Annotated in this window: 25 protein-coding genes; 10 read left to right on the top strand and 15 right to left on the bottom strand. The window is 61.7% G+C overall.

Annotated features, from left to right (window positions below):
• Positions 1-60 precede the first annotated feature (60 nt).
• Together ACIOTL_RS12710 and ACIOTL_RS12715 are read right to left on the bottom strand one after the other, a co-directional pair.
• Positions 61-603: a YaeQ family protein gene (locus ACIOTL_RS12710; RefSeq protein WP_105658829.1), complete on the bottom strand. Its 543-nt coding sequence runs from the start codon at positions 601-603 to the stop codon at positions 61-63.
• Positions 604-656: 53 nt separating this feature from the next.
• On the bottom strand, positions 657-812 hold the full coding sequence (locus ACIOTL_RS12715; protein ID WP_332489278.1) for a hypothetical protein: 156 nt from the start codon (positions 810-812) through the stop codon (positions 657-659).
• Positions 813-1,202: 390 nt separating this feature from the next.
• Between ACIOTL_RS12715 and ACIOTL_RS12720 the strand changes: the two genes are divergently transcribed.
• The 3 genes from ACIOTL_RS12720 (at position 1,203) to ACIOTL_RS12730 (ending at position 3,952) form a co-directional block, all read left to right on the top strand.
• Positions 1,203-2,324, top strand: coding sequence for a histidine kinase (locus ACIOTL_RS12720; protein WP_400342941.1), 1,122 nt, complete (start codon positions 1,203-1,205; stop codon positions 2,322-2,324).
• Positions 2,321-3,004, top strand: a complete 684-nt coding sequence (locus ACIOTL_RS12725; protein WP_388024357.1) for a response regulator — start codon at positions 2,321-2,323, stop codon at positions 3,002-3,004. Before ACIOTL_RS12720 ends, ACIOTL_RS12725 begins: the two co-directional genes overlap by 4 nt.
• 117 nt (positions 3,005-3,121) lie before the next feature.
• Positions 3,122-3,952 carry a CPBP family intramembrane glutamic endopeptidase gene (locus tag ACIOTL_RS12730; protein WP_388024358.1) on the top strand — a complete coding sequence of 277 codons (831 nt, stop codon included), beginning with the start codon at positions 3,122-3,124 and terminating at the stop codon, positions 3,950-3,952.
• A 95-nt stretch (positions 3,953-4,047) separates the two neighbouring features.
• Here the strand turns inward: ACIOTL_RS12730 and ACIOTL_RS12735 are convergent, their stop codons facing one another.
• The 4 genes from ACIOTL_RS12735 to ACIOTL_RS12750 form a co-directional block, all read right to left on the bottom strand.
• Positions 4,048-4,557, bottom strand: coding sequence for a hypothetical protein (locus ACIOTL_RS12735; protein ID WP_332727684.1), 510 nt, complete (start codon positions 4,555-4,557; stop codon positions 4,048-4,050).
• A gap of 36 nt (positions 4,558-4,593) precedes the next feature.
• A complete protein-coding gene (locus ACIOTL_RS12740; RefSeq protein ID WP_332503186.1) occupies positions 4,594-5,046 on the bottom strand; it encodes an NUDIX domain-containing protein in 453 nt (150 codons plus the stop codon).
• Between the two features lie 283 nt (positions 5,047-5,329).
• Positions 5,330-5,917 carry a DinB family protein gene (locus tag ACIOTL_RS12745; protein WP_332489272.1) on the bottom strand — a complete coding sequence of 196 codons (588 nt, stop codon included), beginning with the start codon at positions 5,915-5,917 and terminating at the stop codon, positions 5,330-5,332.
• A 360-nt stretch (positions 5,918-6,277) separates the two neighbouring features.
• Positions 6,278-7,204: a DMT family transporter gene (locus tag ACIOTL_RS12750; protein ID WP_400342943.1), complete on the bottom strand. Its 927-nt coding sequence runs from the start codon at positions 7,202-7,204 to the stop codon at positions 6,278-6,280.
• A gap of 71 nt (positions 7,205-7,275) precedes the next feature.
• On the opposite strand from ACIOTL_RS12750, the gene ACIOTL_RS12755 reads away from it, so the two are divergent.
• Positions 7,276-8,220 (top strand): LysR family transcriptional regulator, encoded by a 945-nt coding sequence (locus ACIOTL_RS12755; RefSeq protein WP_400342945.1) that lies wholly within the window; start codon positions 7,276-7,278, stop codon positions 8,218-8,220.
• Between the two features lie 285 nt (positions 8,221-8,505).
• Here ACIOTL_RS12755 and ACIOTL_RS12760 read toward each other — a convergent pair whose 3' ends face one another.
• From ACIOTL_RS12760 to modA, 5 genes are read right to left on the bottom strand one after another with little or no spacing between them, the layout of a single operon-like run.
• Positions 8,506-9,384: an NTP transferase domain-containing protein gene (locus tag ACIOTL_RS12760; protein ID WP_400342947.1), complete on the bottom strand. Its 879-nt coding sequence runs from the start codon at positions 9,382-9,384 to the stop codon at positions 8,506-8,508.
• Positions 9,381-10,628 carry a gephyrin-like molybdotransferase Glp gene (gene glp, locus ACIOTL_RS12765; protein WP_400342949.1) on the bottom strand — a complete coding sequence of 416 codons (1,248 nt, stop codon included), beginning with the start codon at positions 10,626-10,628 and terminating at the stop codon, positions 9,381-9,383. Before glp ends, ACIOTL_RS12760 begins: the two co-directional genes overlap by 4 nt.
• A complete protein-coding gene (locus tag ACIOTL_RS12770) occupies positions 10,625-11,377 on the bottom strand; it encodes an ATP-binding cassette domain-containing protein (RefSeq protein ID WP_400342951.1) in 753 nt (250 codons plus the stop codon). The genes glp and ACIOTL_RS12770 overlap by 4 nt, the downstream gene beginning before the upstream one ends.
• Complete coding sequence (locus tag ACIOTL_RS12775) at positions 11,374-12,180, bottom strand: ABC transporter permease (protein WP_332499125.1); 807 nt, start codon at positions 12,178-12,180, stop codon at positions 11,374-11,376. Before ACIOTL_RS12775 ends, ACIOTL_RS12770 begins: the two co-directional genes overlap by 4 nt.
• Entirely contained in the window at positions 12,173-12,952 is a 780-nt protein-coding gene (gene modA / locus ACIOTL_RS12780) for a molybdate ABC transporter substrate-binding protein (RefSeq protein WP_400342953.1), read from the bottom strand. The genes ACIOTL_RS12775 and modA overlap by 8 nt, the downstream gene beginning before the upstream one ends.
• Positions 12,953-13,090: 138 nt before the next feature.
• Here modA and moaA point away from each other — a divergent pair, with 138 nt between their 5' ends.
• Positions 13,091-14,131, top strand: a complete 1,041-nt coding sequence (gene moaA / locus ACIOTL_RS12785) for a GTP 3',8-cyclase MoaA (RefSeq protein ID WP_400342954.1) — start codon at positions 13,091-13,093, stop codon at positions 14,129-14,131.
• Here the strand turns inward: moaA and ACIOTL_RS12790 are convergent.
• From ACIOTL_RS12790 to ACIOTL_RS12800, 3 genes are read right to left on the bottom strand one after another with little or no spacing between them, the layout of a single operon-like run.
• Positions 14,128-14,688, bottom strand: a complete 561-nt coding sequence (locus ACIOTL_RS12790; RefSeq protein WP_133835083.1) for a DUF6036 family nucleotidyltransferase — start codon at positions 14,686-14,688, stop codon at positions 14,128-14,130. The genes moaA and ACIOTL_RS12790 overlap by 4 nt on opposite strands.
• A complete protein-coding gene (locus ACIOTL_RS12795; RefSeq protein ID WP_133835082.1) occupies positions 14,685-15,281 on the bottom strand; it encodes a helix-turn-helix transcriptional regulator in 597 nt (198 codons plus the stop codon). The genes ACIOTL_RS12790 and ACIOTL_RS12795 overlap by 4 nt, the downstream gene beginning before the upstream one ends.
• Before the next feature lie 57 nt (positions 15,282-15,338).
• Positions 15,339-15,884: a DinB family protein gene (locus ACIOTL_RS12800; protein ID WP_400342957.1), complete on the bottom strand. Its 546-nt coding sequence runs from the start codon at positions 15,882-15,884 to the stop codon at positions 15,339-15,341.
• Between the two features lie 104 nt (positions 15,885-15,988).
• Here ACIOTL_RS12800 and ACIOTL_RS12805 point away from each other — a divergent pair, with 104 nt between their 5' ends.
• Together ACIOTL_RS12805 and ACIOTL_RS12810 are read left to right on the top strand one after the other, a co-directional pair.
• Positions 15,989-16,954 carry a helix-turn-helix transcriptional regulator gene (locus tag ACIOTL_RS12805; RefSeq protein ID WP_400342958.1) on the top strand — a complete coding sequence of 322 codons (966 nt, stop codon included), beginning with the start codon at positions 15,989-15,991 and terminating at the stop codon, positions 16,952-16,954.
• 118 nt (positions 16,955-17,072) lie between these two features.
• The gene (locus tag ACIOTL_RS12810; protein ID WP_388024649.1) at positions 17,073-17,216 is read left to right on the top strand and encodes a transposase domain-containing protein; all 144 of its coding nucleotides are present in this window, start codon (positions 17,073-17,075) and stop codon (positions 17,214-17,216) included.
• Between the two features lie 418 nt (positions 17,217-17,634).
• On the opposite strand, the gene ACIOTL_RS12815 is transcribed toward ACIOTL_RS12810, so the two are convergent.
• Complete coding sequence (locus ACIOTL_RS12815; RefSeq protein ID WP_400342960.1) at positions 17,635-18,225, bottom strand: TetR/AcrR family transcriptional regulator; 591 nt, start codon at positions 18,223-18,225, stop codon at positions 17,635-17,637.
• A gap of 199 nt (positions 18,226-18,424) precedes the next feature.
• Between ACIOTL_RS12815 and ACIOTL_RS12820 the strand changes: the two genes are divergently transcribed.
• The 3 genes from ACIOTL_RS12820 (at position 18,425) to ACIOTL_RS12830 (ending at position 22,264) form a co-directional block, all read left to right on the top strand.
• Positions 18,425-19,873 carry an APC family permease gene (locus ACIOTL_RS12820; protein WP_400342962.1) on the top strand — a complete coding sequence of 483 codons (1,449 nt, stop codon included), beginning with the start codon at positions 18,425-18,427 and terminating at the stop codon, positions 19,871-19,873.
• A gap of 36 nt (positions 19,874-19,909) precedes the next feature.
• Positions 19,910-20,740, top strand: a complete 831-nt coding sequence (locus ACIOTL_RS12825) for a MoaF C-terminal domain-containing protein (protein ID WP_388024377.1) — start codon at positions 19,910-19,912, stop codon at positions 20,738-20,740.
• Between the two features lie 93 nt (positions 20,741-20,833).
• The gene (locus ACIOTL_RS12830) at positions 20,834-22,264 is read left to right on the top strand and encodes an aldehyde dehydrogenase family protein (RefSeq protein WP_400342964.1); all 1,431 of its coding nucleotides are present in this window, start codon (positions 20,834-20,836) and stop codon (positions 22,262-22,264) included.
• The last annotated feature ends 33 nt before the right edge of the window (positions 22,265-22,297 follow it).

Below are 22,297 nucleotides of genomic sequence, written 5' to 3' on the forward strand. Positions count from 1 at the left end.
ATGTTTCCGCGCGCTGATGACTGCGACCCCACACTGAGCTGAATCAGAGATTAAGCTTTTCTACTCAATCTCATGCGTGCTGAACTGGGTTTCCAGATTCGTCCCGTTCAATTCAAGGTAGATTTGCCCCTCGGTCACCGAGACGGACATGGTGTTGCGGCGGGTCAATGCTTGGGCCGCTGCATCAATGAATTTGGGGTCGAAGGAGCGCACCATGATCTCCTGCGACTGGTGGATCGTTTTGCCGCGCCAAGAAGCCAGAAGCTTGGCAGGATCGCGGTGCGTGTAGACGGCGGTGCGGTCTGCCCGCTTGCTGCCCAAATGCAGGCGTTGGGCATCGGGGGCGCCCACTTCAATCCACGCGGTGATGAGTCCGGTCAGGTCCTTGACCAAAATGGCTGGCTCTTCCCCGGTGGAAACGCCTCCGGCCGAGAAGGCGATGCCTTCTTCATATTCGAGGCAGTAGGCCAGCACACGGGTGACCATGTAGGCATCGGTTTCTGACGGATGCTGCGCAACACGGAGCGAAAGATCCTCGTAAACCCCGCGATCTACATCAGCAAGTTGAACTTCAAAGGTGTGTATAGTCGCGCCGATAGCCATAGTTCTCGAGTTTACCGTTAACGCCACGGCTCCATCGACGAGAGGTACGTGGGCTAAGCCTTCGCCTCGCGATTTCGAACCACGAAGAATCCCGCCAGCGATGACAAGCTGGCCACGGCCGCAAAGATGCCAACCATCGGATTTCCGCTAAAGGAAAGTACCGAAAACGCAGCAAAAAGAATGGCAGAAACAACGAACAGGGTCTTCATAACTAAATCCTATTTGATACAGCTCACGGATAAAAGATTTATTCAGCGGGTGACAGCTTTCCGCTCACCCCCTTGGCCACGGGCAAAAGAGTTCAACAGTATTGGGCATGCAGCTACCGGAACTACGCTCAGTATCATCTGGCAGCCCACTTTGCACTATCCACCGTCGAGGATCGAAAGGCCCCGTACGAGGTGCGCGCATACCGCGTGGTGCGCTTATCCCAAGCACACGGACCGGCTGCCGACGCCACGGTTCCCCCTTGGGCTTCACGTCCCGCCGGCATGGTCTTCTTTAAAGCCCACCGGCCACCTGCTGGAGATCCGGCGCCGGAGAGTTGCTGGATAGTCTTTCGCCCGTGGCAACGCTGGGCGCACGTGTACGATTCTGGGGTGAAGACTGTGCATTGGCCGCTGGCCGGATTCAAGTGGGACGCCGTATCCGCTGCGGTGCTCATCGGCTTGTCATTCGTCCCCGGGGTGGCACGGCAGGGCCTTGAGCTGGCGGACTCCCCCGATCACCCGCTGAATCTGCTTGGCATAGCGCTCATCGTGCTCCAGGGCGGCTCGGTGGCGGTACTGCGCCGCTGGCCGCATTGGTCTTTGGCCCTCGCCTTTTCGTCGTTTGCCGCTTACCAATTGCTCGGGTTCCCCACCACGTTCGCGGCGCTCGGCCTGCTGGTGGCCCTGGTAGGCGCCGGCGCGCTGGCGCAACGGCACCGGCCGCTGACCGTATCGCTGCTCCTAGCCGGCTACGTCCTGCTTGTCGCGGCCCTGATTCGGATTGACCCCACGCTCACGGTACCCGACGCCTTCGCCTTCGGAGCGATGCTGGCGGCGCTGTGGATCTTCGGTTCCTGGCTTCGCTCGCAGTCCGCGATGCGCCGGCGCCACGCCGAAATGCTGGAAAGGGAGATCATCCTGGCCGAGCGGACGCGCATCGCGCACGAGCTGCACGATGTGGTCACGCACCATGTCACGGCGATGGTGGTGCAGGCCGAGGCCGGAGGGTTCCACCCGCAGCTCGATGCCAAGACGCAGCAGCTGCTGACTTCCATCGCCGACGGGGGCCGGAAAACGCTGGCGGACTTGCGCAGCCTGCTCGGGGCACTGGACGGGAAAGCGGAAAAGTCGCGGGTACCCGCCGAGCAGCAGGCCGCCGAGGTCATCGCCCGGGCACGGGCTTCCGGCCAGAATGTGGAATTCGCGGAGCAAGGCGAGCCCTACCCGCTCACCGGGGCTACGGGACTGGTGGTTGTCCGGGTAGTCCAGGAAAGCCTGACCAACGCGCTGAAGCATGCGCTCGATGGCGCCGCAACGGTAGGCATCAGCTACGGCAAGGATGAGATCATGGTCGAGGTGGCCAGTTCCGGCCGCCGTGCCAGGGGCTCGGCATCGAACTCTGGAGGCCGGGGGATCATCGGGATGCGAGAACGCGTGGAACTGGCCGGTGGCCAATTGCAGGTCGAACAGCTCGCTGAGCAGTTCGTGGTCAAAGCGAGGATCCCTCGATGACCTCCACTCCAGCGAACACGCCAATCCGCGTGGTCATCTGCGATGACCACGAACTTGTGCGCACCGGATTTTCCACCATCATCAACGCCCAACCCGATCTCGTGGTTGTCGGCGAGGCGGCGGACGGAGAGGAAGCGGTACGAGTCACCCGCCGTGAGCGCCCGGATGTCGTGGTGATGGATATCCGCATGCCGCTGCTGGACGGAATCGAAGCGACCCGGAGAATTGCCGGGCCGCAGGCCTCCGACGCGGCGCGAGTCCTGGTGGTGACGACCTTTTCCCTGGACGGCCTGGTGTATGACGCACTGCGCGCCGGCGCGAGCGGCTTCCTGCTCAAGGATGCCCGGCCCGCGGAACTGGCCGCGGCCATCCGGAGCATTGCCGCCGGTGACTCGCTTATCGCCCCGGCGCTGACCCGCTCCTTGATCGGACGCTTCGGCGACCGGCTGCGGCCCTCGGCAAAGGACGCCGCCATCTTCGAGGCGCTGACCGCGCGCGAACGCGAAGTGCTGCAGCTGATCGCCGAAGGCCTGTCCAACGCGGAGATCGCAGCGCAACTGGTGATCAGTCCCGAAACGGTGAAAACCTATGTGTCTCGCATCTTGTCGAAGCTGCAGGTGCGCGACCGGGTGCAAGCTGTCGTGCTCGTCCACAAAACGGGATTCGCCGACTGGTCCTGACGCGCCGGTCCCCCGAACGGGGGATCCCAAGTGCCTGCCCGCGGGTGATTTGCCCCGCACCCCAACGCCGTAGCGTCTTGTTCACACCCACTATCGGGTAGCGAACAAGGAGCAAGAATGACAGAAGCTACGCAGAAATCGCCCTCCCTCAGGCATAAAACCTGGATCTCCACAACCCTGATGGTCACTGGAATGGCCATCGCAATGCTGATGGCCAATGCCCTGGCCGCGTGGCCGCGCAATCCGGTGGCAGCCTTGATCATCGGACCCATCCTGGCCGTGGCAATGATCGGCCTGTTCAGCATTGCGGGACAACGAGTCGAACGCCTCAAGGCAGAAGAATTCCCGAGGCGCAACGCCGTCCGCCATGTGCTGGTCGGAACGGGGCTCGGGGTGCTGATGTCCGGGGCCACAGTGGGTCTCCTTGCCCTCTTCGGCGCGTACACGATCACCGGCTGGGGCTCCGTTTCCGGAATGCTGGCCGTCGCCGGAATGATGTGCGCGGTTGCGGTGTCGGAGGAAGTATTCTTCCGCGGCGTGGTCTTCCGCCTGCTGCGTGGCCGTTGGGGTACCACGGTGGCGCTGAGCGTCTCGTCAATCCTCTTCGGGCTCGTCCACCTGGTGAATCCGGACGCGTCGCTGTGGGGTGCCTTCGCCATCATGATCGAAGCTGGAATCATGCTCGGCGCCGCCTACCTTGCCACCGGATCGCTTTGGCTGGCGATCGGCGTGCACTTCGGCTGGAACTTCGCGACCACCGGCCTTTTCGGCTCGGTCACCTCGGGATCCGAGGCGCGCGATTCGCTGGTCACCGCAGTGATCAGCGGACCGGACTGGCTGTCCGGAGGAGCCTTTGGACCCGAAGCCAGCATCGTGGCAATCGTGGTCTGCTCGGTGGCAACCCTCGTGTTCTTCGCAGTCGCCCGTCGCCGTGCCGCAACCGTCTGAAGATTCCCGGCCTGCACCCCAATGCGCGTCACGCATTCGGGCTGCAGCCGAGAATCCACCCGTACAGCTCAAGCTGGCTCGGGACAGCCTGAGGGCTACTTGCGCTCGGGATTTTGCGGATCAAACACCGTTTGCGACAGCGGCGCATAGGCGTACCAACCAGGATGCTCCCCACGCAGAGCCCTTTCCCGGGCTTCGGCAACGTCCGCTTGGAACTGGTTGTTTTCCACGACAAAAGCCTCGAAAGCTTCGGCAGCCTGCGGATTCTGAGCTGTACCGCTCGCCTGGAAGCTGCGCGCAGGGCAGTCATCGTCTTGAGCGCTCAAATCGATGATGAACTTGTTGCCGAGTTCATCGGCTACACGCTGTGCCAGCAGTAATCCTTGGGCATAGAACTCGCGACCGAGCTCCGCTGAGTTCCATTCGTAGTCACGGTCCAGGCCTTCATAGAAGAGCTCTTCCCATCCGGCAAGATCGGCTGCCAGTTCGGGCGACAGCCCTGCCGCGTCATAGGGAACCGGGTCTGGAAACCATAAAACTGTATCCGCATGGTCCGGAAACATTCGGACCGTGCGGGACTCGGATTCGTCCATGGAACTGTTCATGGATAGATCATACCGATGACGATGCGGCGTTCCTGCTCAGCTGAGGACAGGGTTCGACTCGTCGCTGAGTTTCCCGAGCATGGCACCGAGCCCGGCTGCCAGGACGTGCGCCTGTGCCAGTGGTAGCCACCAGCATTCCCAGGACTCGGGTGTGCCGCCATGCGAGGGATCTTGTTCACCGGCTATCCAACGCCGTGAAAGATCTTGCCGGGGAACACTGAGTTCGAAGAAGTGCCGGTTAGCAATTTCGTCTCTCATGGGCCGTAAGTCATAGGCCATCGTTCCAAGGTCTCGTGTAACGAAGCCTTCTATTCCAGTCTCCTCGAAGAGCTCACGTACGGCCGCTCGACCGGGGGTTTCACCCGGCTGGAGGGTTCCAGCCGGCACTTGGACTCCGGTGACATGCATAGGGTGCTGCAAATGCGTGAAGACCAGCAGGTGATCGTCTTGGACGACGTAGCAAACTGCTTTTTCTATCACGCTCGGCATTGCTTGATAATACCAACAGCAGCGGCTGGCCTGGCCGGGAGCACAGTCCGTTCCTCATCGGTTTCGCGCCAGGAGCCATGCATTCGGCATCGGGCATTGCCGCTAGCGCTAGGTCGATGTTGGGTTTGAGCTGCACGTGGTTCCCCACCATTGCAGCCGCTCAATCGACGAACTGAAGTGCCGGGGAGTCACAGGTCCCTTATTTCAAAATGTCCAGCAGGGTTCTGGTTCGGGGATCTCCGCCGCAAGCCTGCCGGACGACAGAATCAACACGCCGGAAGAACTAGGCGTTCTCGGCTAGCTTTTTCATCTGCAAGCGTTGTTCTTCCCACTGGTCGGCAGTGAGCTCTGGCAAGTTAGGTGCCGATGGCCGTAGACCGACGAAACCGTCCAGCTGCTCCCGGACGATATCCAAGTGCCCGGCATGCCGGTGCGACTCTGCGATCATATGCACCAGGAGCCGTTCCACCGTGGTGTGCCGATGCTTTCCCCACCATGGCACTACAGCCGGTGAACCCAGCTCCAGCTCGTCAAGCACTCCATCGGCTGCGGCAATCGCTTCCTTGTAGAACATGACTGCATCATTCAGAGTCATCCCCGGTGGCGGGAGGAAGTCTGCTTGCGCGTCATCGGAATCGGAGATGCTCCGGATAATCGGATTCTGAATTTCGCGGCCCAGGCATTCGATGAAATACCCGGATTCGGTGACGGCCAGGTGGAGCAGCAGCCCCATGGCGTGGGTACCTGTCGAGGTCATGGGCGTTCGCGCTTGGGCATCGCTCAGGCCTTCGCATTTCCACAAGATGGCTTCGCGGGCATCGTTGAGATATTCGCGCAGCAGCGCGCCGCGGTCACTTTTATCAATTGGCATGAGCCGAGTCTAATGCCGCGATGGAAACAGGAAAATAGGCCGCTGCAGGACGGTGCACAGCAGTGACCGCTCGCTCTGAAGCCTAGGTAACAAGCCCGAGCATCAAGGTGACGTTCGCAGGACGGTTTCAGGGAAATCCGGCTACTTGCAAGATCGAAAGGTGGGGACATTACGCCATTATTCAGTCCGGCCTCGGGTGCAGGTCCAAGGAGAGCCGTGGTTTCCCCCGTAACGGCGGCTACAGGTTGCACGCGCAAACGCAGAATACGAATAGGAGTACATCCCGTATGTGCAGCATTCGCAGCTCCCGGGACAGGATGGATATCGCCTTGCCGGGTCAGTTGCCGTCAGCTGGCCCAATCACCGGTGCCAAGCCTCCTTGGCCGTTGGGCCGCTTCCGCGCCAGCGTTGTTCAGCACGCGCACCCCACCACGTGGCCCCCAGGAGTACAGCGGCGCCCGCATATCCGAGTGCGCCTATCGGATCTGAGGCCAGGAGCACTCCTGCCAGCAGTGCCCATCCTGGTTCTGTGCCAAGAAGCATGCCCGCACGTGACGCCGAGGTGTGCTTAGTGGCCCACAGCTGCCCAAGAAAAGCAAAGATGGTGCAGCCCAGGCACAGATAGGCGATGGTGAGCCAATTTTCGATGCTGAAACCCGGAAGATGCTCCAGCAACGAATTGCCACCCCACGCGGCGAATATCGCAGCTCCGAACACTATCTCGACCGTGGTTAGTCCCAGCACATCAGCGTTCCTGCCAATGGTAAACCGTGCCTCGGCAACTCCGAGCAGGGCCCGGGTTACCGCCGCAAGGAGCATCAAGCCATCGCCCAGATTGGCCCCGGAGAATCCCTGCCCACCCACGAGCAGCGTAATCCCGAGTAGTGCAAGAATAACGCTGGAGACCAGAGATGGGGAAAGCCGTCTTCTCGTGAGTGCGGATTCGAGCAACGGTGTGAAGAGAATGGAAAGGGCAATGATAAGTCCGGCATTGGTGGCACTTGTGAGCGTGACACCAATGGTTTCCAAAGCGATAGTCGCCGCTCGCATGGTCCCGAGCAGGACTCCGGGCAAAGTCGAGTCCCGGAGCCGCATGTTGGAGCGGGCGAGATTCACGCAGAGCAAGATTGCCGCTGCGGGCAGGAAACGTGCGCACATCACCGCGGCAGCAGACGAGGCCATCGCGAGATCTTGGGTTGCCAGGTAGCTGCCACCCCACATTATTGCGATGATCATCAGGATTATATCGGGAAGAAAGCGATGGGCTACACGAGGATTTTCTGGCATGCTTTCACTTTAGGAAGGCAAACCATGCAGAACAACGGCCAGTGTCTTCACGATCCCGTAAGCTAAGCTTCATGGAAGTGCATCACCTGCGAACCCTGCGCGAGCTCAGGGACCGGGGCTCAGTAACTGCAGTAGCCCAGGCTCTGCACCTTTCGCCGTCTGCCGTATCCCAGCAGCTTGCCGCGCTCCAACGCGGGATGCCAGTTGCCCTGACCGAGCCGCGCGGCCGCGTGCTGGTGCTCACCCCCGCCGGGGAGCGGTTGGCCGACGCCGGCGGAGAAGTATTGGAGTCTCTCGCACGCGCAGAGAATTCCGTCTCCGAATACCTGCTGGCCCGTCAAGAGCCCGTTTCGGTCACCGCTTTCCACAGTGCCGGACTGGCCTGGTTTCCGCCGCTCATCGCCAGCAGCCTGAGTGATCCAGACGGCCCCATGGTGCATTGCCGGGAGGAAGACGTGTCTATCAACGGGTTCGTCGATCTGGTCGGGAACTATGATCTGGTCATCGCCCACCGCCCGCTGGCCTCAGCTGCATGGCCGGGCAACAGGGTGCACGTCACGCCCGTCCTGCAAGAGCCGATCGACGTGGCACTCCACCGGGAACACTCGTTAGCGCACCAGGAAACGGTGCGCTTGGCCGATTTGGTGGGCGAAACCTGGGTCGCAGCACACGAGGGATTCGCACTGGAACCGTTGCTGGTCCAAGCGATGTTTGCCAGTGCCGGAAACCCGATTCAGATCGCGCATCGCGTCAATGAGTTCAACCTGGTGGCGGCGATCATCGCCGAAACCCGCATGCTTGGGTTGCTGCCTCGATATACGGGGCTGACCCCATATTTCCGCGAGCACGTAGTGCTGCGTCCCCTGGCAGACCTCTCCCTCGGCCGCCATATCGACATCTTGACCAGGCCCGAAGCACGGACTCGGGTGAGCACACGCACCGTGATTGACCGGATCATCAAGATTGCCGACCGGACCCGCCGCCACGCGGAAGAAGCGTTGCCGAAAGGCCACTAGCGTTGCTGCAAGCAAATGGCGCATTCTGGTCGTCTGCTCGTCCTGCGAGAAAATCGCGACCAGGAATCGGGCGATTACTGAATCCCGGGTATTCAAATTATCGAAGCTTCCTTGATTCCCTGCCTAAGTCAGGGCTCGGCGAAAAGGCGCACGCCCCGAAGCACTCCCAGGATCTGTAATTAGCGGTCAGTCCGGCAACAAATCGAAAAGGGCCACTCTTCAATTCGCTCCAACCTTGCGCACCATTTCACTGGTATTGCACTGCGGTCTCAAAGGATTCATGGCTTACGTTGTTCCTTCAGGATGCTCATCAGCCCAGCGGTGGGCACGCGAGACCAGTTGCTCGGACAAGCCAGGCAAGTCTCCCTTGCCGCTGCCCAGCGCAAGTCCGAGCAGGAAAGTGCTCAAAGGCGCTGCCGGCCGGGCTACTTCGTGAGATACATGTTTGGCTGCATCAAGCACGGTAGCGATATCCACTTCGCCGGAGTCCAAGCCCAATTCCTTGGCGGCTGCTTCCAGCCAATCGTTCAGTGCTTCGGGTGGCAAATGCTGTGCCATGGCTTTCCTTCCGTTCTGGCGGGCGCTTTCCAGTGCCTGCGGGGTATCAATGTCGCTGCTGGTTTCATCATCCACCGGTACCCGCGCCAGCTGCAGCTGATTCAAGGCTCGGCGCACCGGGGCATTGACCAGGTTCCCGCCCAGCTCTGCGCAGACCGAAGCCAGTGCCGAGGTGCGATAGATTCCAGCCAGCCATTGGGTGTGGCCTTGCGCGTCAACCAGCAGCAAGCCATCGGCTGCGCGTTGCCCAAAGTCGTTGATCAACGCAGTGGCCACCGCGACCGGCCGTTGCAGGTCGCAGGCCAGAACCATGGTCCATTCACTGCCTGCGCTGGCAGCTAGTTCTGCAAGCCCGGCAGCGATGCCTGCCAAGGGACCAGCGAATGGCGGATCCTCCCGGAGAACGGAATCGGCCTTGGCACCAGCGGAATCCGGGCCGACCACAACGACGCGTAGTGCGCCGGTTGTGCGGGCCGCGGCGACCACGCGGTCAACCAGGCGCTGTCCGTGCAGCTCTATTTCGGCTTTGCCTTCGCCGCCCAGCCGAGAGCCCCTGCCGCCGGCGAGCACCAGGGCATTGAAGTTGGCGAGCTGCCGCGTGCTCATGGGATCATCCCCAGTACCTCGACTTCATCGCCGGGGTGGATCTGGTTGACGCCAGCCGGGACCAGCGCGTAGCCCTGGGCAGCGCCGAACCCGCCCACCGAGTGGGAAATGCTGCTGGCGTGAACCGCCGGGGCGCACCGCAGTTGCTCACCATGCTCGAGGACTACCGGGATGACCTGCATGCGTGCGGCGGCGGCTTTCCATCCCACCGCGGCGATGGCGCGCAAAGTCGGGCGCAGTACCTCGCGGTGGCCTTGCATGGCCCGCAGGCACGGGCGCACGAACAGCTCGAAGCTGACCGCTGCGCTGACCGGGTTGCCGGGCAAGGCGAAGACCATCGCACCGGCCTCCAAACGGCCCGCGCATTGCGGCTGGCCGGGGCGGATCTTCACCCGGGCCGCCTGCACTGCCGGTTCGGCTTCCAGCACCTGGCGCATCACATCGTAGGCGCCGGGACCTACTCCCCCAGTGCTCAGGATGGCATCATGCGTGGAGCCGAGCACGTCCAGCTGTTCGCGGACCGCTTGAGTGTCATCCACGCAGTGCACCACGGTAGCTGCCTGGATGCCGGATTCAGCCAAGAGCCCTGCCATGAGCAGCGAATTGGTTTCCGGGATTTGCCCGCGCGAGAGCCTTTCACCGGGCGCAAGCAATTCCGCCCCGGTGACCAGCACGGCCACCTTGGGCTGTGTGCGCACCGACAGCTTGCTGGCACCGGCTGCCGCCAAGGCGGAAAGACGGGCCGCGGTGAGCTGCTCGCCGGCATAGGCCACCAGGTCACCGGCGGCCTTGTCCTCGCCGCTGCGGCGGATGTCCTTGCCTGCTGGCACCGGCACATGGATCTGCACGGTGGCGGCATCCCAGCCCTCTGCTGCCGCTGACGTATCCTCGATGCGCACCACGGCGTCAGCATCCGTCGGGATCGGGGCACCGGTCATGATCTTCACGCACTGGCCCGGTTCCAGCTTCGGGTCCCAGCCGCTGCCCGCGGGCACTTCGCCGATGACTTCCAGAGCAATTGGCGCCACAGCGGTGTCATCCGAACGCACCGCATAGCCGTCCATCGCCGAGTTGTCCCACAACGGCAACGGGTGCGTGGAGGTGGCATCCTCGGCCAGCACCGCGCCGTGCAGCGCAGCGAAACCGCCAGCCACCTCGATCTCCTGCGGGGCCAACGGCACCACCTGCGACAGCAGCCGCGTACGGTGCGCTTCAAGTTCCACGGGTTCATTGCCGGTGATCATGATTGCTCTTCCTGGATGTTCCTCGGGTGCTGCGCTGGCAGGGTGGCCACCACTGCGCGCACAAAGCGGTTGGCCGGGTCGGCGAAGACCTGCTCGACGGTTCCCTGCGCAATGATGCTTCCCCGTTCCAGCACCAGCAGGTCATCGGCGAGCGCCAAGGTGTCGGCGGCCGAATGCGAGACGACGATGGCGCTGGTCGCGGTGCGTTCCAGCTCTTCGCGCACCAATGCGCGCATGTCCATGGCGGCTTCGACATCCAGCGAGGCGAAGGGCTCGTCGATCAGCAGGATCTTGGGCTGGGCGGCCAAGGCCCGGGCCAGCGCAATGCGTTGGCGCTGCCCGCCGGAGAGGGCCTCGGGCCGGTGGGTGGCGATTTCTTCCAGTCCCAGCCGCCCGATCCATTCGGCGGCCACGGCCTTGGCGGCAGCCTTGTCCAGTCCCCCGGCGCGGGCGCCAAAGGCGATATTCTTCAGCGCATCCAGGTGCGGGAACAGGTGCGGGTCTTGGCCCAGCAGGCCCACCTCGCGCAGGTGCGGCGGGCGGTGCTGCTTCGCGTCAGCCAGCAGCGAACCGGAAAGCTCGATGCGCCCCTCGGCAATCTTCTGGATCCCGGCAATCGCATGCACAATGGTCGACTTGCCCGAGCCGCTAGGGCCCATCATCGCCAGCGTGCTGCCGGCAGGCACTTCGAATTCAACGGCCACGTCGAATCCGGTGCGCGGCACTCGCAGCGCAACCTTCAATGTCATTTCAAGGCCCCCGGACGCCAGGCGCGCACCAGCAGCAGCACCACTACCGCGGTGGCCAGAAGCAGGATCGATAGGGCTACTGCCGAGTCGCGTCCAGTTCCAGCCCCGTTGAACGCGGTGTAGATGGCCAGCGGCATGGTCTGGGTAACCCCCGGCGCGTTGCCGGCGAATAGCGCGGTGGCCCCGAATTCGCCGATGGCCCGCGCGAAGCACAGGATCACGCCGGCCACCAGTCCGGGGGCGGCCAGCGGCAAGGTGATGCGGGTGAGCACCATCCAGCGCCCGGCGCCCAGGGTGGCGGCGGCTTGTTCGTACCCGGCGCCGGCGGCCCGCAGCGATCCTTCCACGGAGAGCACCAGGAAGGGCAGGGCCACGAAGCTCTGGGCAATGACCACCGCGGCGGTGGAAAAGGGCAGGGTAATCCCCCACAGGGAATCGATGAACTGGCCGATGGGGCTGGTGCGCCCGAAGAGGAAGAGCAGGGCCACGCCGCCGACCATGGGCGGCAGCACCAGCGGCACGGCGATCAAGGCCCGCAACAGCTGGGCAACCCGGGCCGAACTGCGGGCCATCAGCACCGCCAGCGGCACGCCGAGCAGCACGCACAGGGCGGTGGCAGCCACCCCGGTGCGCAAGCTCAGCCAGAGCGCCGAGAGGGCTTGGGGGCTGGTGGCATCGGCCACCAGCGTGGACCAGCTGGCACGGGTGAGAAGCGCCAGCAGCGGCAGCACCAGCAATCCCACGCCCAGCAAGGCCGGGGCAATGGCGAAGCCTGGAACCCGTACCCCGGTATCGCTAGCCATTGGCCTGCGCAGCCCCGGTGCCGAAACCGTGCTCTGCCAGGATTTCCTGGCCGCGCTCGCTGATCACGAAGTCCACGAACGCCTGCGCGCCGGGGTTCTGGCCCAGCGTGGCGATCGGATAGGTGTTCACGACCTCGTCGGCTCCTTCCGGAACGATCGCGGCGACGTTTTCGTCACCCAGCACATCGGTGGCGTAGACCAGTCCGGCATCCGCTTCCCCGGCGGCCACCTTCTGCAGCACCGCGGTGACGTTCTGCTCCTCGCTGGCCGGGACCACTTCGACGCCCTGGGCCTGGAGCAGCTGGCGTGAGGCCGAGCCGCACGGCACCTGCTGCGCGCACAGCACCGTGGTGGCCGCGGCAAGGTCTTCCAGCGAATCGATATCCGCCGGGTTCTCCTGCGGTACCGCGATCACCATGGTGTTGCTGGCGAAGATCACCGGCTCGTGGCCGAACCCGGCTTCGGTCACCTCCAGCATGTTGCGTTCATCGGCCGAGGCGAAGACATCCACGTGTGCGCCTTCAAGGATCTGCGTGGCCAGGGTCGAAGAGCCGTCATAGGAGATGCTGGCGATCTGCACCTCCGGGTGCTCAGCGGAGAATTCCCCGGAGATCTGCTCGAAGGCGCTTTGCAAGGAGGCCGCCGCTGAAATGGTGATGGGTTCGGACGCGGCCTGATCGGAAGAGCCGCTGGCCGAACAGCCCGCCAAAGCCAGCACGGCCGCCGCGAGCCCGGCAAGGGCTCGGAACCGTGAAAACGGGCGGTGCTGCATGGGATCTCCTTGAAATCGGGGGCTGGTGCCAATGCTACCGTCGCGCCAACCGGGGCCGATCCATTTTGCGTACTTGATTTGTTACTTTCAGGTTAACCGTCTTCCACGCAACGGTGCCGGGGGGCTACTGTGGAGTGTATGAAAGCACAAGCGGCCGGCACCCTGGGCGATGCCCGTGGACGGCCCCTGCATGACCTGCGGATTTCGGTGACAGACCGCTGCAATTTCCGCTGCGTCTACTGCATGCCCAAGGAGATCTTCGGCCGCGACTTCGTTTTCCGCGAGCGCTCCGAGCTGCTCAGCTTCGAGGAGATCCAGCGGCTGGCCCGCGTCAGCGTTTCGCTGGGGGTCACCAAGCTGCGGTTGACCGGCGGCGAGCCGCTGCTGCGCCGCGGCATCGTGGACCTGGTGGGCATGCTCGCCAAGCTGCGCACCCCCGAGGGCCAGCCGGTGGATCTGGCAATGACCACCAACGGGTCGGCGCTGCCGGTGCTTGCACCTGCGTTGAAGGAAGCCGGGCTGAACCGCGTGACCATCTCCCTGGATTCCTTGGATGACGAGAAGTTCAAGGCCATCAACGACGTGGACTTCCCGGTCTCCCGGGTACTGCACGCCATCGACGTGGCCCGTGAAGTGGGCCTGGGCCCGGTGAAGATCAATACCGTGGTCAAGCGCGGGGTCAATGACTCGGAGATCCTGTCGCTGGCCGAGCACTTCCGCGGCACTGGGGCGATCCTGCGCTTCATCGAATACATGGATGTGGGCACCACCAACGGCTGGAAGCTGGATGAGGTGCTGCCCTCCTCCGAGGTCGTGGCCATGGTCAATAAGCGCTGGGCGCTGGAACCGGTGACTAAAACCGAACCGGGTGAAACGGCCAACCGCTGGCGCTACAAAGACGGAGCCGGGGAGATCGGTGTGATCTCCAGCGTCACCAACGCCTTCTGCGGCAATTGCTCGCGCGCCCGGGTCTCGGCCGAAGGCCAGCTGTACACCTGCCTGTTTGCCGGCTCGGGCTATGACCTGCGCCAGCTGATGCGCGACGGGATCAGCGACGAGGATCTTGCCAAGGCGCTGACCGGGCATTGGCGCAAGCGCGACGACAATTATTCCGAGCTGCGTGCGGCGCTGACCCCGGGCAACCGCAAGCGCATCGAAATGTCCTACATCGGGGGCTAGGGGTTCTTGTTGCTTCTTAGACGCCGTGCGACGGTTATGGCCTCTTCTGCGACAATCTCATAATTTTGCCGACTCCCAGACAACGGAATTGAGTCTTCTCCATACTTGTCATAGGCGAGTTCAAGTAATTCGCTGGTGTCGCTGAGTCTTAAAGCGTTGACCAGGTGCCCTAAATCAAGAATGTCTTTGTCGCGCTCCGCCGCCAGCTTCATGGCGGTCAAAGTCGGCAAATCAGCAACTTCGACTGCGGAAAGAATAGAGTCCGGCGCGGGAGCCCAAGAGGCATTGTCGGGGATGAAAGCGGCTGCACTAGAGTTCAACCACTTTTTAGGCAAACCGTGTTCGGCCGCCATCGCCTCTATGATTTTTTCGACTTCTGTCCGATGCGAGTAGTAAGCATCGATATCTTCCGTAGCACGATCAATCAGGCCGTGAAGAAGCATAGCCGAGCCCCCGACGACTCTAATTCTCACGTTGAGTCCCTGTTCGTTCAGGCGCCGTTCGAGTTCTGCGAGCAGGTCAACGACTCTGTTTCTTCCCAAGCCCGTTCTACTCATGCTGTTCCCAAGCTCCGTTGTCGAATCCACACATTCAGTTCTTGAAGTGCTGGAGGCGTCTCAGCGCGAATTAGCTCCTTCATCTTCTCCCCTACCGGATACAACTTTTCCGAGAGGAACACGGGTTCCGTTGGTCGCACAATGTCCGAGGTCCACTGCGGGACTGGCGTATTGGTCTGGCCCGCAATCCACTTAGTTATGGCCGCCAGAGCCACTTGGTATTGCGAGTCCTCCAATTCAGGCGACTGTGCCAAGAGTGGACGCCCGGCTTCAAGAGATTCAGTCGAATATTCACTGATGAGACGCAGTGCGAACTCGAAATTTTTGGCTTCCAGGGTCTGTCGGAAGTCCTCAGCTATTTCAGCGCCCCTGTCATTAATAATGCGTAGCCCAGGCTCCTCAAACCCAAGTCTCTTCAGAACCCTAAGCACTAATCCCAGAGCCACCGTTTCTTTCCCTGCTTCCAAGTCAACGATGAACTTACGCGAAACCCCTACCGAATTTGCCAAGGCAGCTTGGGTCAGCCCTAGGAAACCACGTTGGGTCCGGATCTTATCCGCCAGGCTTCCGACAGTGAACGATGGGGTTTTCATATTCAAATGATGTCACCGTACGGTGACTTTGTCTAGAAGTTTGATTGCCGCCTGTTGTTATCCCATGGTCTCCTGCCCATCCAGGGATTCGCGGATGATGTCCGCATGCCCTGAATGCTGGGTGGTCTCGGCGATGATGTGCAGCAAGGTGCGGCGCACCGACCAGTGGATATCGACAAACCATGGGGCCGAAGGCAACTCGTGCACGGTGTCCAGATCCAGCTCAGCCAGCAGCGCATCGGTGCGGTCGGCAATCAAAGCGTAGTTTTCCAGCACCGCGTCGAGAGTATCTCCTGGCTGCATATGGAATTCGTTATGGAATGCTTCGATCGCTTCGGGTGGCATCTGGCTGAAATCCGCACCGTCCCACGCCATGGCTGCCCGGCCTTTGACCATGAATTCCTGCCACTGTTTTTCGACTGCGCTGACATGTTTGATCAACCCGCCGAGGGTCAGCTCGCTCACGGTGGTTCGCTGCTCCGCCTGCTCATCGCTCAAGCCTTGGACCGTAAAACGCAAAAAATGCCTCGCGTTGGCCAGGGTCTGGAACAGGTCGGCGCGTTCTCCGGTGAGCTTGGTGTTGGTGATAGCCATGGTGCTCATGATTGCCTCCTGGCATAAGCTGCAGCCGGTATTTCCAGCTGGTAGTAACCAGAATAGAAGTGAAAAGTGCCAGTTTTTGTCCTAAATCAAGGCAGACTTATCGTATGAGTACCAGTACCAGATTCTTGCGCTTACTCTCGCTACTGCAGACCCATCGCTATTGGTCCGGAGACGAGCTCGCAGAACGCCTTGACGTCAGCCTGCGCACCGTTCGCCGGGACATCGACCGGTTGCGTGACTTGGGCTACCCAGTGCAGGCCGATCGCGGTGTGGGAGGTGGTTATCAGTTAGCCTCCGGCACCGCGTTGCCTCCCCTGGTGCTCGACGATGAGGAAGCGGTGGCACTGGTGGCGTCGCTGCAATCCACCGTGCATGGCGGGTCCTCCGCTCTGGCTGAAGCGGCGCTGCGAGCATTGGGGAAAGTGGTACCCGTGCTGCCGGCCAGGCTGCGTAAACGGGCACAGGCCTTGACCGCGAGCACTGTCCCACTCAATTCCCAGTCCTCCGCAACAGATCCGGTGGATCCAGCGGTACTGGTGGCATTGGCCCAGGCGTGCCGTGATCATGAACGAATCGCCTTCGACTACAAGGATGCCAAGTCAGCAGAAACCTCGCGCCGGGTAGAACCGGTCCAATTAGTGAATGTGGGCAACCGCTACTATCTCGTGGCCTTTGATCTGGACCGCGATGATTGGCGCAGTTTCCGGGTGGATCGCGCACTGAACCCCTCGCCCAGGGCATTGCGGTTTGCGCCGCGTGAAGTGCCAGGTGGCGACGCAGCGGCCTTTGTGCGCGCAGGATTGCGCGGCAGCGGGCAACCAGAAGTGAGCGCCCGGATTCAAGCCAGCGCCGAAAAGCTGGAGCCTCTCATTGGCCGCTGGTTCCAGATCCAGCAAATCGATGAGAACAGTTGCCTCGTGCGCACCGAGAATATGGATCTGCGCTGGGCGGCGTTCGGCCTTGCGATGAGTGAGGCCAAGGTCAGCGAGGTGTATCCGAAGGAACTGCGGAAACTGCTCGACTCATGGTCGTTGAACTTGTTCCACCCTCCGATAGGCAAAGGCGATTAACTGGCTCTCCCCAGTGCCCATTACTTAGCACTCTGACGTGTCGATCTTTTCTCATCGCCCGCCACTGATAGGTGAAATCGAAAGACCAGAACGGCTCTCGGACCACGTTTCACCAGGTGTGATAGCGAAAGTTTCCCCCTCCCCGCTAGTTGGCGAAGTGATCACCCAGGTAGTCACTGGCAAGCAACGCTTGCGCCGGCTCCCCTCGTGGATGACGGCGTACTCGGTGACGGCGCCGTCCTTGCGTGTCTCGGCCTCCTAGGAAAGAGATCATGCACAGCCTGCCCGGTGGGCTGCACCGGACCAGCTAATGGATGCTGCCTGCCAAAGCGGCGATTTTCAAGGCCCGCATCCGGTTTGGATCTGAATTGATGATTGAGTTGTTCAACCAGGTCGCAAACCGTTCGGCTCCTTGGCCAGCGCGGACCGGACCGCCACGGATAGTGCCGACGCGCCCGCCAACTGGCAGGCCTCTGGGCGATCGTGGCGAATGCCAGTTCCAAAGGCGAATAACCCCAGGCAAGGATCCTGGGCTTGAGGGGAATGCGGCACCGGCAGCCAAATTCTGGCAACAGGATAACGCGTTCAATTGGTGAAGGGCATGCCCCGGTGCGCCGAGAACCGACAAGGTGGAATTTGGAACGACCACTGAGAAATCTGCCGCGAGCTCCGAAGGCAGTTCACGACTTGTGGTGTTCGGGGGAACGATCCATGGAAGTCGCCATCAGTTGCCCCAATTGGACTACGGCAGATCTGATCCCGGCGGGATCGCCCATGGTAAGAAATTGGAGCATAAGTCCGTCTAGGGAGGCGAAGATGGCTTTGCACAGGTCTTCGCCGGCTTCGATACCGCGGCTTTGCAGAGCTGCATGCACCGACGACACGTAATTCGCGTACAACCGGCGCGAGGTCTCTTGCAGCTCAGGCCTACGCCTGGCTTCCAGCAACATTTCAAACTGGAACATGTGCACTTCGGGCTCGGCCGTGACCGAAGCGATCAGGGCATCGGCATAGTGTTCATTGAGGTCCGCAAAGAGGGCCAGCTCGGTATTTTCTATGGAGCGCTGAATTGCCCATTCCATGGTGGCTGTCAGCAGCGTTTCAATTGACCCGAAATGGTGGGAAATCAAGTTGTGGTTCACGCCAGCTTCCCCCGCGACCGCCCGGTAAGTGACGCCGCGGAGTCCTTTTGCTGCGACTATCCGCATGACGGCCGACATAAGCGCCTCGCGCCCCTCCCCATACGAAGGGCGTTCCGTTTCATTGCTCATGGAACGAGTCTATGCGCCAGCACTGCGGATTCCTCGTTGTGAAAACCCAAGGAAAACTCCTTGACGTCCAAACTGTACATATGTACAGTTTGAATCGTGAGCCACACCACGACAAAAGATCAGTCACGCGAACTGCCCGAAAGTCCACCACTGCGCTAGCCCTCTTTTGAGGGCGGGGCATTATCGAAAGATATCGAGCATGAATCAGCCATCAGAACAACCGGCCCCGCCCCTCACCGGCCAGCAAAGCCCCGGGACCGACGAGGGACTGCGGTCCAACCGACTCGGAGTGCTTGCCGTTGCGTTCTTCGTGATTGCTGCCGCCGCGCCAATCGCGGCCGTGGTCGGTGCGAGTCCCGTGATTTTCTCAGCCAGCGGCGCCGGAACACCTGTTATCTATGCCATCGCTGCGTTGCTGATCGGCCTCTTCTCGGTGGGATACCTGCGAATGAGCCGGGAAATCACCAGCGCTGCTGGCTTCGTCGCGTATATCGCCAAAGGCCTGGGATCAAGATGGGCTACCGGAGCGGCAGGCATCGCCCTTGTCACCTACGCGGCCCTGCAATCCGGCCTCTGGTCCCAATTCGGCGTATTCGCACAGGAGCTCGTCGCCAGGCTGACCGGGGTTGAAGTACCCGTCTACGTGTTGATCGTGGCCGTTCTCGCGTTGACCACCCTCCTCACCATGAGGGGCGTGGGTGCAAGCCTCAAGGTTCTGGGTGTGCTGATCGTCGGCGAGATCCTGGTGGTCGCGGCCCTCGTGGTGTCACTGATCGTGCACCAGGGGTTTGGCATCTTCACCTTCGAGGGGTTCACCGCCCAAAACGTCTTTGGTCCCGGACTGGGTATCTCGCTCCTGTTCGCCTTTACCTGTTTCACCAGCTTCGAGGCAACAGTCGTCTTCTCCGAAGAGGCCGTCAACCCGCGCAAGACCATCCCACGCGCGCTCTGCCTCGTCATCGCGTTCGTCGGGATCTTCTACGCGATCTCCACCTGGGCGATCAGCGGGGCCATCGGCACCGACAGCATCCAGTCCGAGGCGACCAATAACCCGGCAGGCCTCGTCTTCGACCTCGCCGCGGTGAACGCCGGACAGTGGCTGAGCACCGCAATGCAGGTCATGGTCGTCACCAGCTTCATCGCCATGCTGCTGGGACTGTCCAACATGTTTTCCAGGTACCTTTTCGCACTGGGCCGCTCCGGAACCCTCCCAGCCCAACTGGCCACCACCAGCGGCAGAGGCACTCCAGCCCTAGCCGCCCTCGTTAACGGCATCGGGATCTTCCTGGTGGTCACGGTATTCCTTGCCTTCGGAGCCGACCCCATCACCACCGTCTTCGCCTGGCTCGTTGCACTGGGCACCGCTGGATTCATCACGATCCTGGTCCTCACCTCCATCGCCATCATCGTGTTCTTCGCCCGCCAGAAGACCCGGGACAACCGGTGGGTCACGACCATAGCCCCCGTACTGTCCTGCATCGCCTTCATCCTGATCGGGTACCTAACGATCTCCAACTACGACGTCCTCCTTGGAGGCGCCGGAGGCGTCGCGAAGTGGCTCCTGCTTCTCATCCCGGCAGCGTTCGCCGCAGGCCTTGCCATCGCGGCGCGAAAGCCGGCCATCAACTACGACTCCGTCGGCGTCTAATACCAAACCACCAACCACCGAAAGAAACAGGTAATCATGAACACCAACCCAGCTGTGAACCCCAGCGCCACCACCGGCACCGAGACCAACGGCTACGTGCCGCAAGATGAATGGCCGGCAGTGACGGCCATGCTTGCCGGCTTCGGCGACCCGTCGTTGCCTGCCAGCCATAAACTCGACGAAACCTCGATCGTGATCACTTTCGACAACGGCTGGACGATCACCCACGCATTTGCCCAGGGCCTCGTGACTTGGACCATTACCGGGGGCGACAACGCGGGCGCGACCGGCACCCACCCGTACCGGGCCGTGGAAGTTCGGGAGGAAATCTTCTATGTGGATTTCCTCAAGGGCGAAGGCACCGCAACCCGCGACGTCACCATGATCATTAACCGCGCCGACGGCCGCGTCACAGTCGCAGATTCCTCGTTCGTGAACCGCAACGGCGATGTCCGCATGAACACCGAATTCCTGTCCGGGCGAATCTTCGGCACCGGCGAGATCGAGCCCCGCTCCGAGAGCGAAGAGCTTATCGGCAAGCGCATCTTCTACCGCTACAGCCCCACCGAGCAGTATGAGCACATCTACCTCAGCTCCGGCACCTTTGTCTGGCACTGCATCCAAGGCGCAGAACGTGGACTAGGCGATGTCGATCCCATCCGGGTCTTCGAACTGGCCGACGGCGTCGTCCTGCTCTACTGGAGCGAAACAGTCATGCCCGTCGAATCGTTCGTCGTCATCGATCTCGCCAACGAGCGATCCATCGGTCGCATGTTCTGCTGGGATGGACCAACACTTGCACCGATGCATCTGCCCTTCGACAGCAAGTTCACCGTGCTGAATGACACGCAGTACCCCTCCGAATAAGAACAAGGTCCTTCCTGCTGCTCGAGAAACGACAAATTGCCTGCTCCGGCATCGCGATTCCGTCTCGAGCCCACCAACCACGAAAGACTCGACATGACGATCCATCCAAATACCCGACCCGCCATTTCCAAGGACCTTCTCTCCGCAATCCACGCCGTCCCCGGAGGGCGCGAGATCACGGACCCCGCAACTGGGGCTCTCGTTGGCCTGGCCCCGGAACATACCACCGCCGATCTTGAAACTGCCATCACCGCTGCCCGCGCCGCGCAGCCCGGATGGGCAGCGCGTTCCCACGCCGAACGCAGCGAGCTGCTGAACCTGGCTGCCGACGCAGTGGAAGCCAACGCCGAAGCGCTGGCGGTGCTGCTCTCACGGGAACAGGGCAAGCCGCTTAACGGCCCTAACGCCCGCTTAGAAGTCGGCGCCTGCGCCGCCTGGCTGCGCACTACCGCAGGAATCGATCTTGAACCAGAGGTGCTAGTCGATGATGAGAGCGGAACGGCCGAACTGCATTACCGCCCCATGGGTGTTGTCGGTGCCATCGGCCCATGGAACTGGCCCATGATGATCTCGGTCTGGCAACTGGCACCGGCCCTGCGGATGGGTAATACCGTGGTACTCAAACCCTCGGAATACACGCCGCTATCGGTACTCGCCCTGGTGCACGTAATCAATTCGGTACTGCCTCAGGATCTCTTGCACGTGGTTTCCGGTGGCCGCGATGTGGGCGAGGCGATCAGCAAGCATCCAGGCATTAACAAGATCATGTTCACTGGATCGACCGCTACGGGCAAAGCCATCATCCGCTCTTCTGCCGATACCGTGAAGAGGCTAACTATGGAACTCGGCGGCAACGACGCCGGAATCGTACTGCCCGATGCAGACCCCGAGAAGATCGCCGAGAATCTGTTCTGGGGGGCATTTATCAACACCGGCCAGACGTGCGCCGCCCTGAAACGGCTCTATGTCCACGAGAACATCTACGAGGAAGTCTGCCAGGCGCTCATCAAGGTTGCGAAAGCGATGCCCATGGGCAACGGACTGGACGAAAAAAATGTCCTGGGCCCGCTGCAGAACAAGGCGCAATTCGACATCGTCGCTTCCTTGGTCCAAGCAGCCAAGGATTCTGGCGCGCGCGTCCTGCTAGGCGGAAACCCTGTGGCAAACCAGCCGGGCCATTTCTACCCAACGACCCTTGTCGCTGACATCGGCAACGACAATGCCCTAGTCACCGAGGAACAATTCGGTCCGGCCTTGCCGATCATCAAGTACTCGACCCTTGATGAGGCCATCGCCATGGCCAACGGCCTGGACGTCGGCCTCGGCGCGTCCGTGTGGTCCTCGGACATCGACGCGGCCCGGAATGTCGCCGCCCGCATCCAGGCCGGAACAGTGTGGATCAACAAGCACGGCGCCGTGGACCCTCGGGTCCCTTTCGGCGGCGCCAAGATGTCAGGCTATGGACTGGAATTCGGCGTCGAGGGCCTCAAGCACCTCGGGCAGCCCCAGGCCATCAGCTACTAACCCCAACAGCGGGGGCCACCTACCCAGTGGCCC

The sequence above is a fragment of the Glutamicibacter sp. NPDC087673 genome, assembly GCF_044743255.1.
In the GTDB taxonomy this organism is placed as follows: Bacteria; Actinomycetota; Actinomycetes; order Actinomycetales; family Micrococcaceae; genus Glutamicibacter.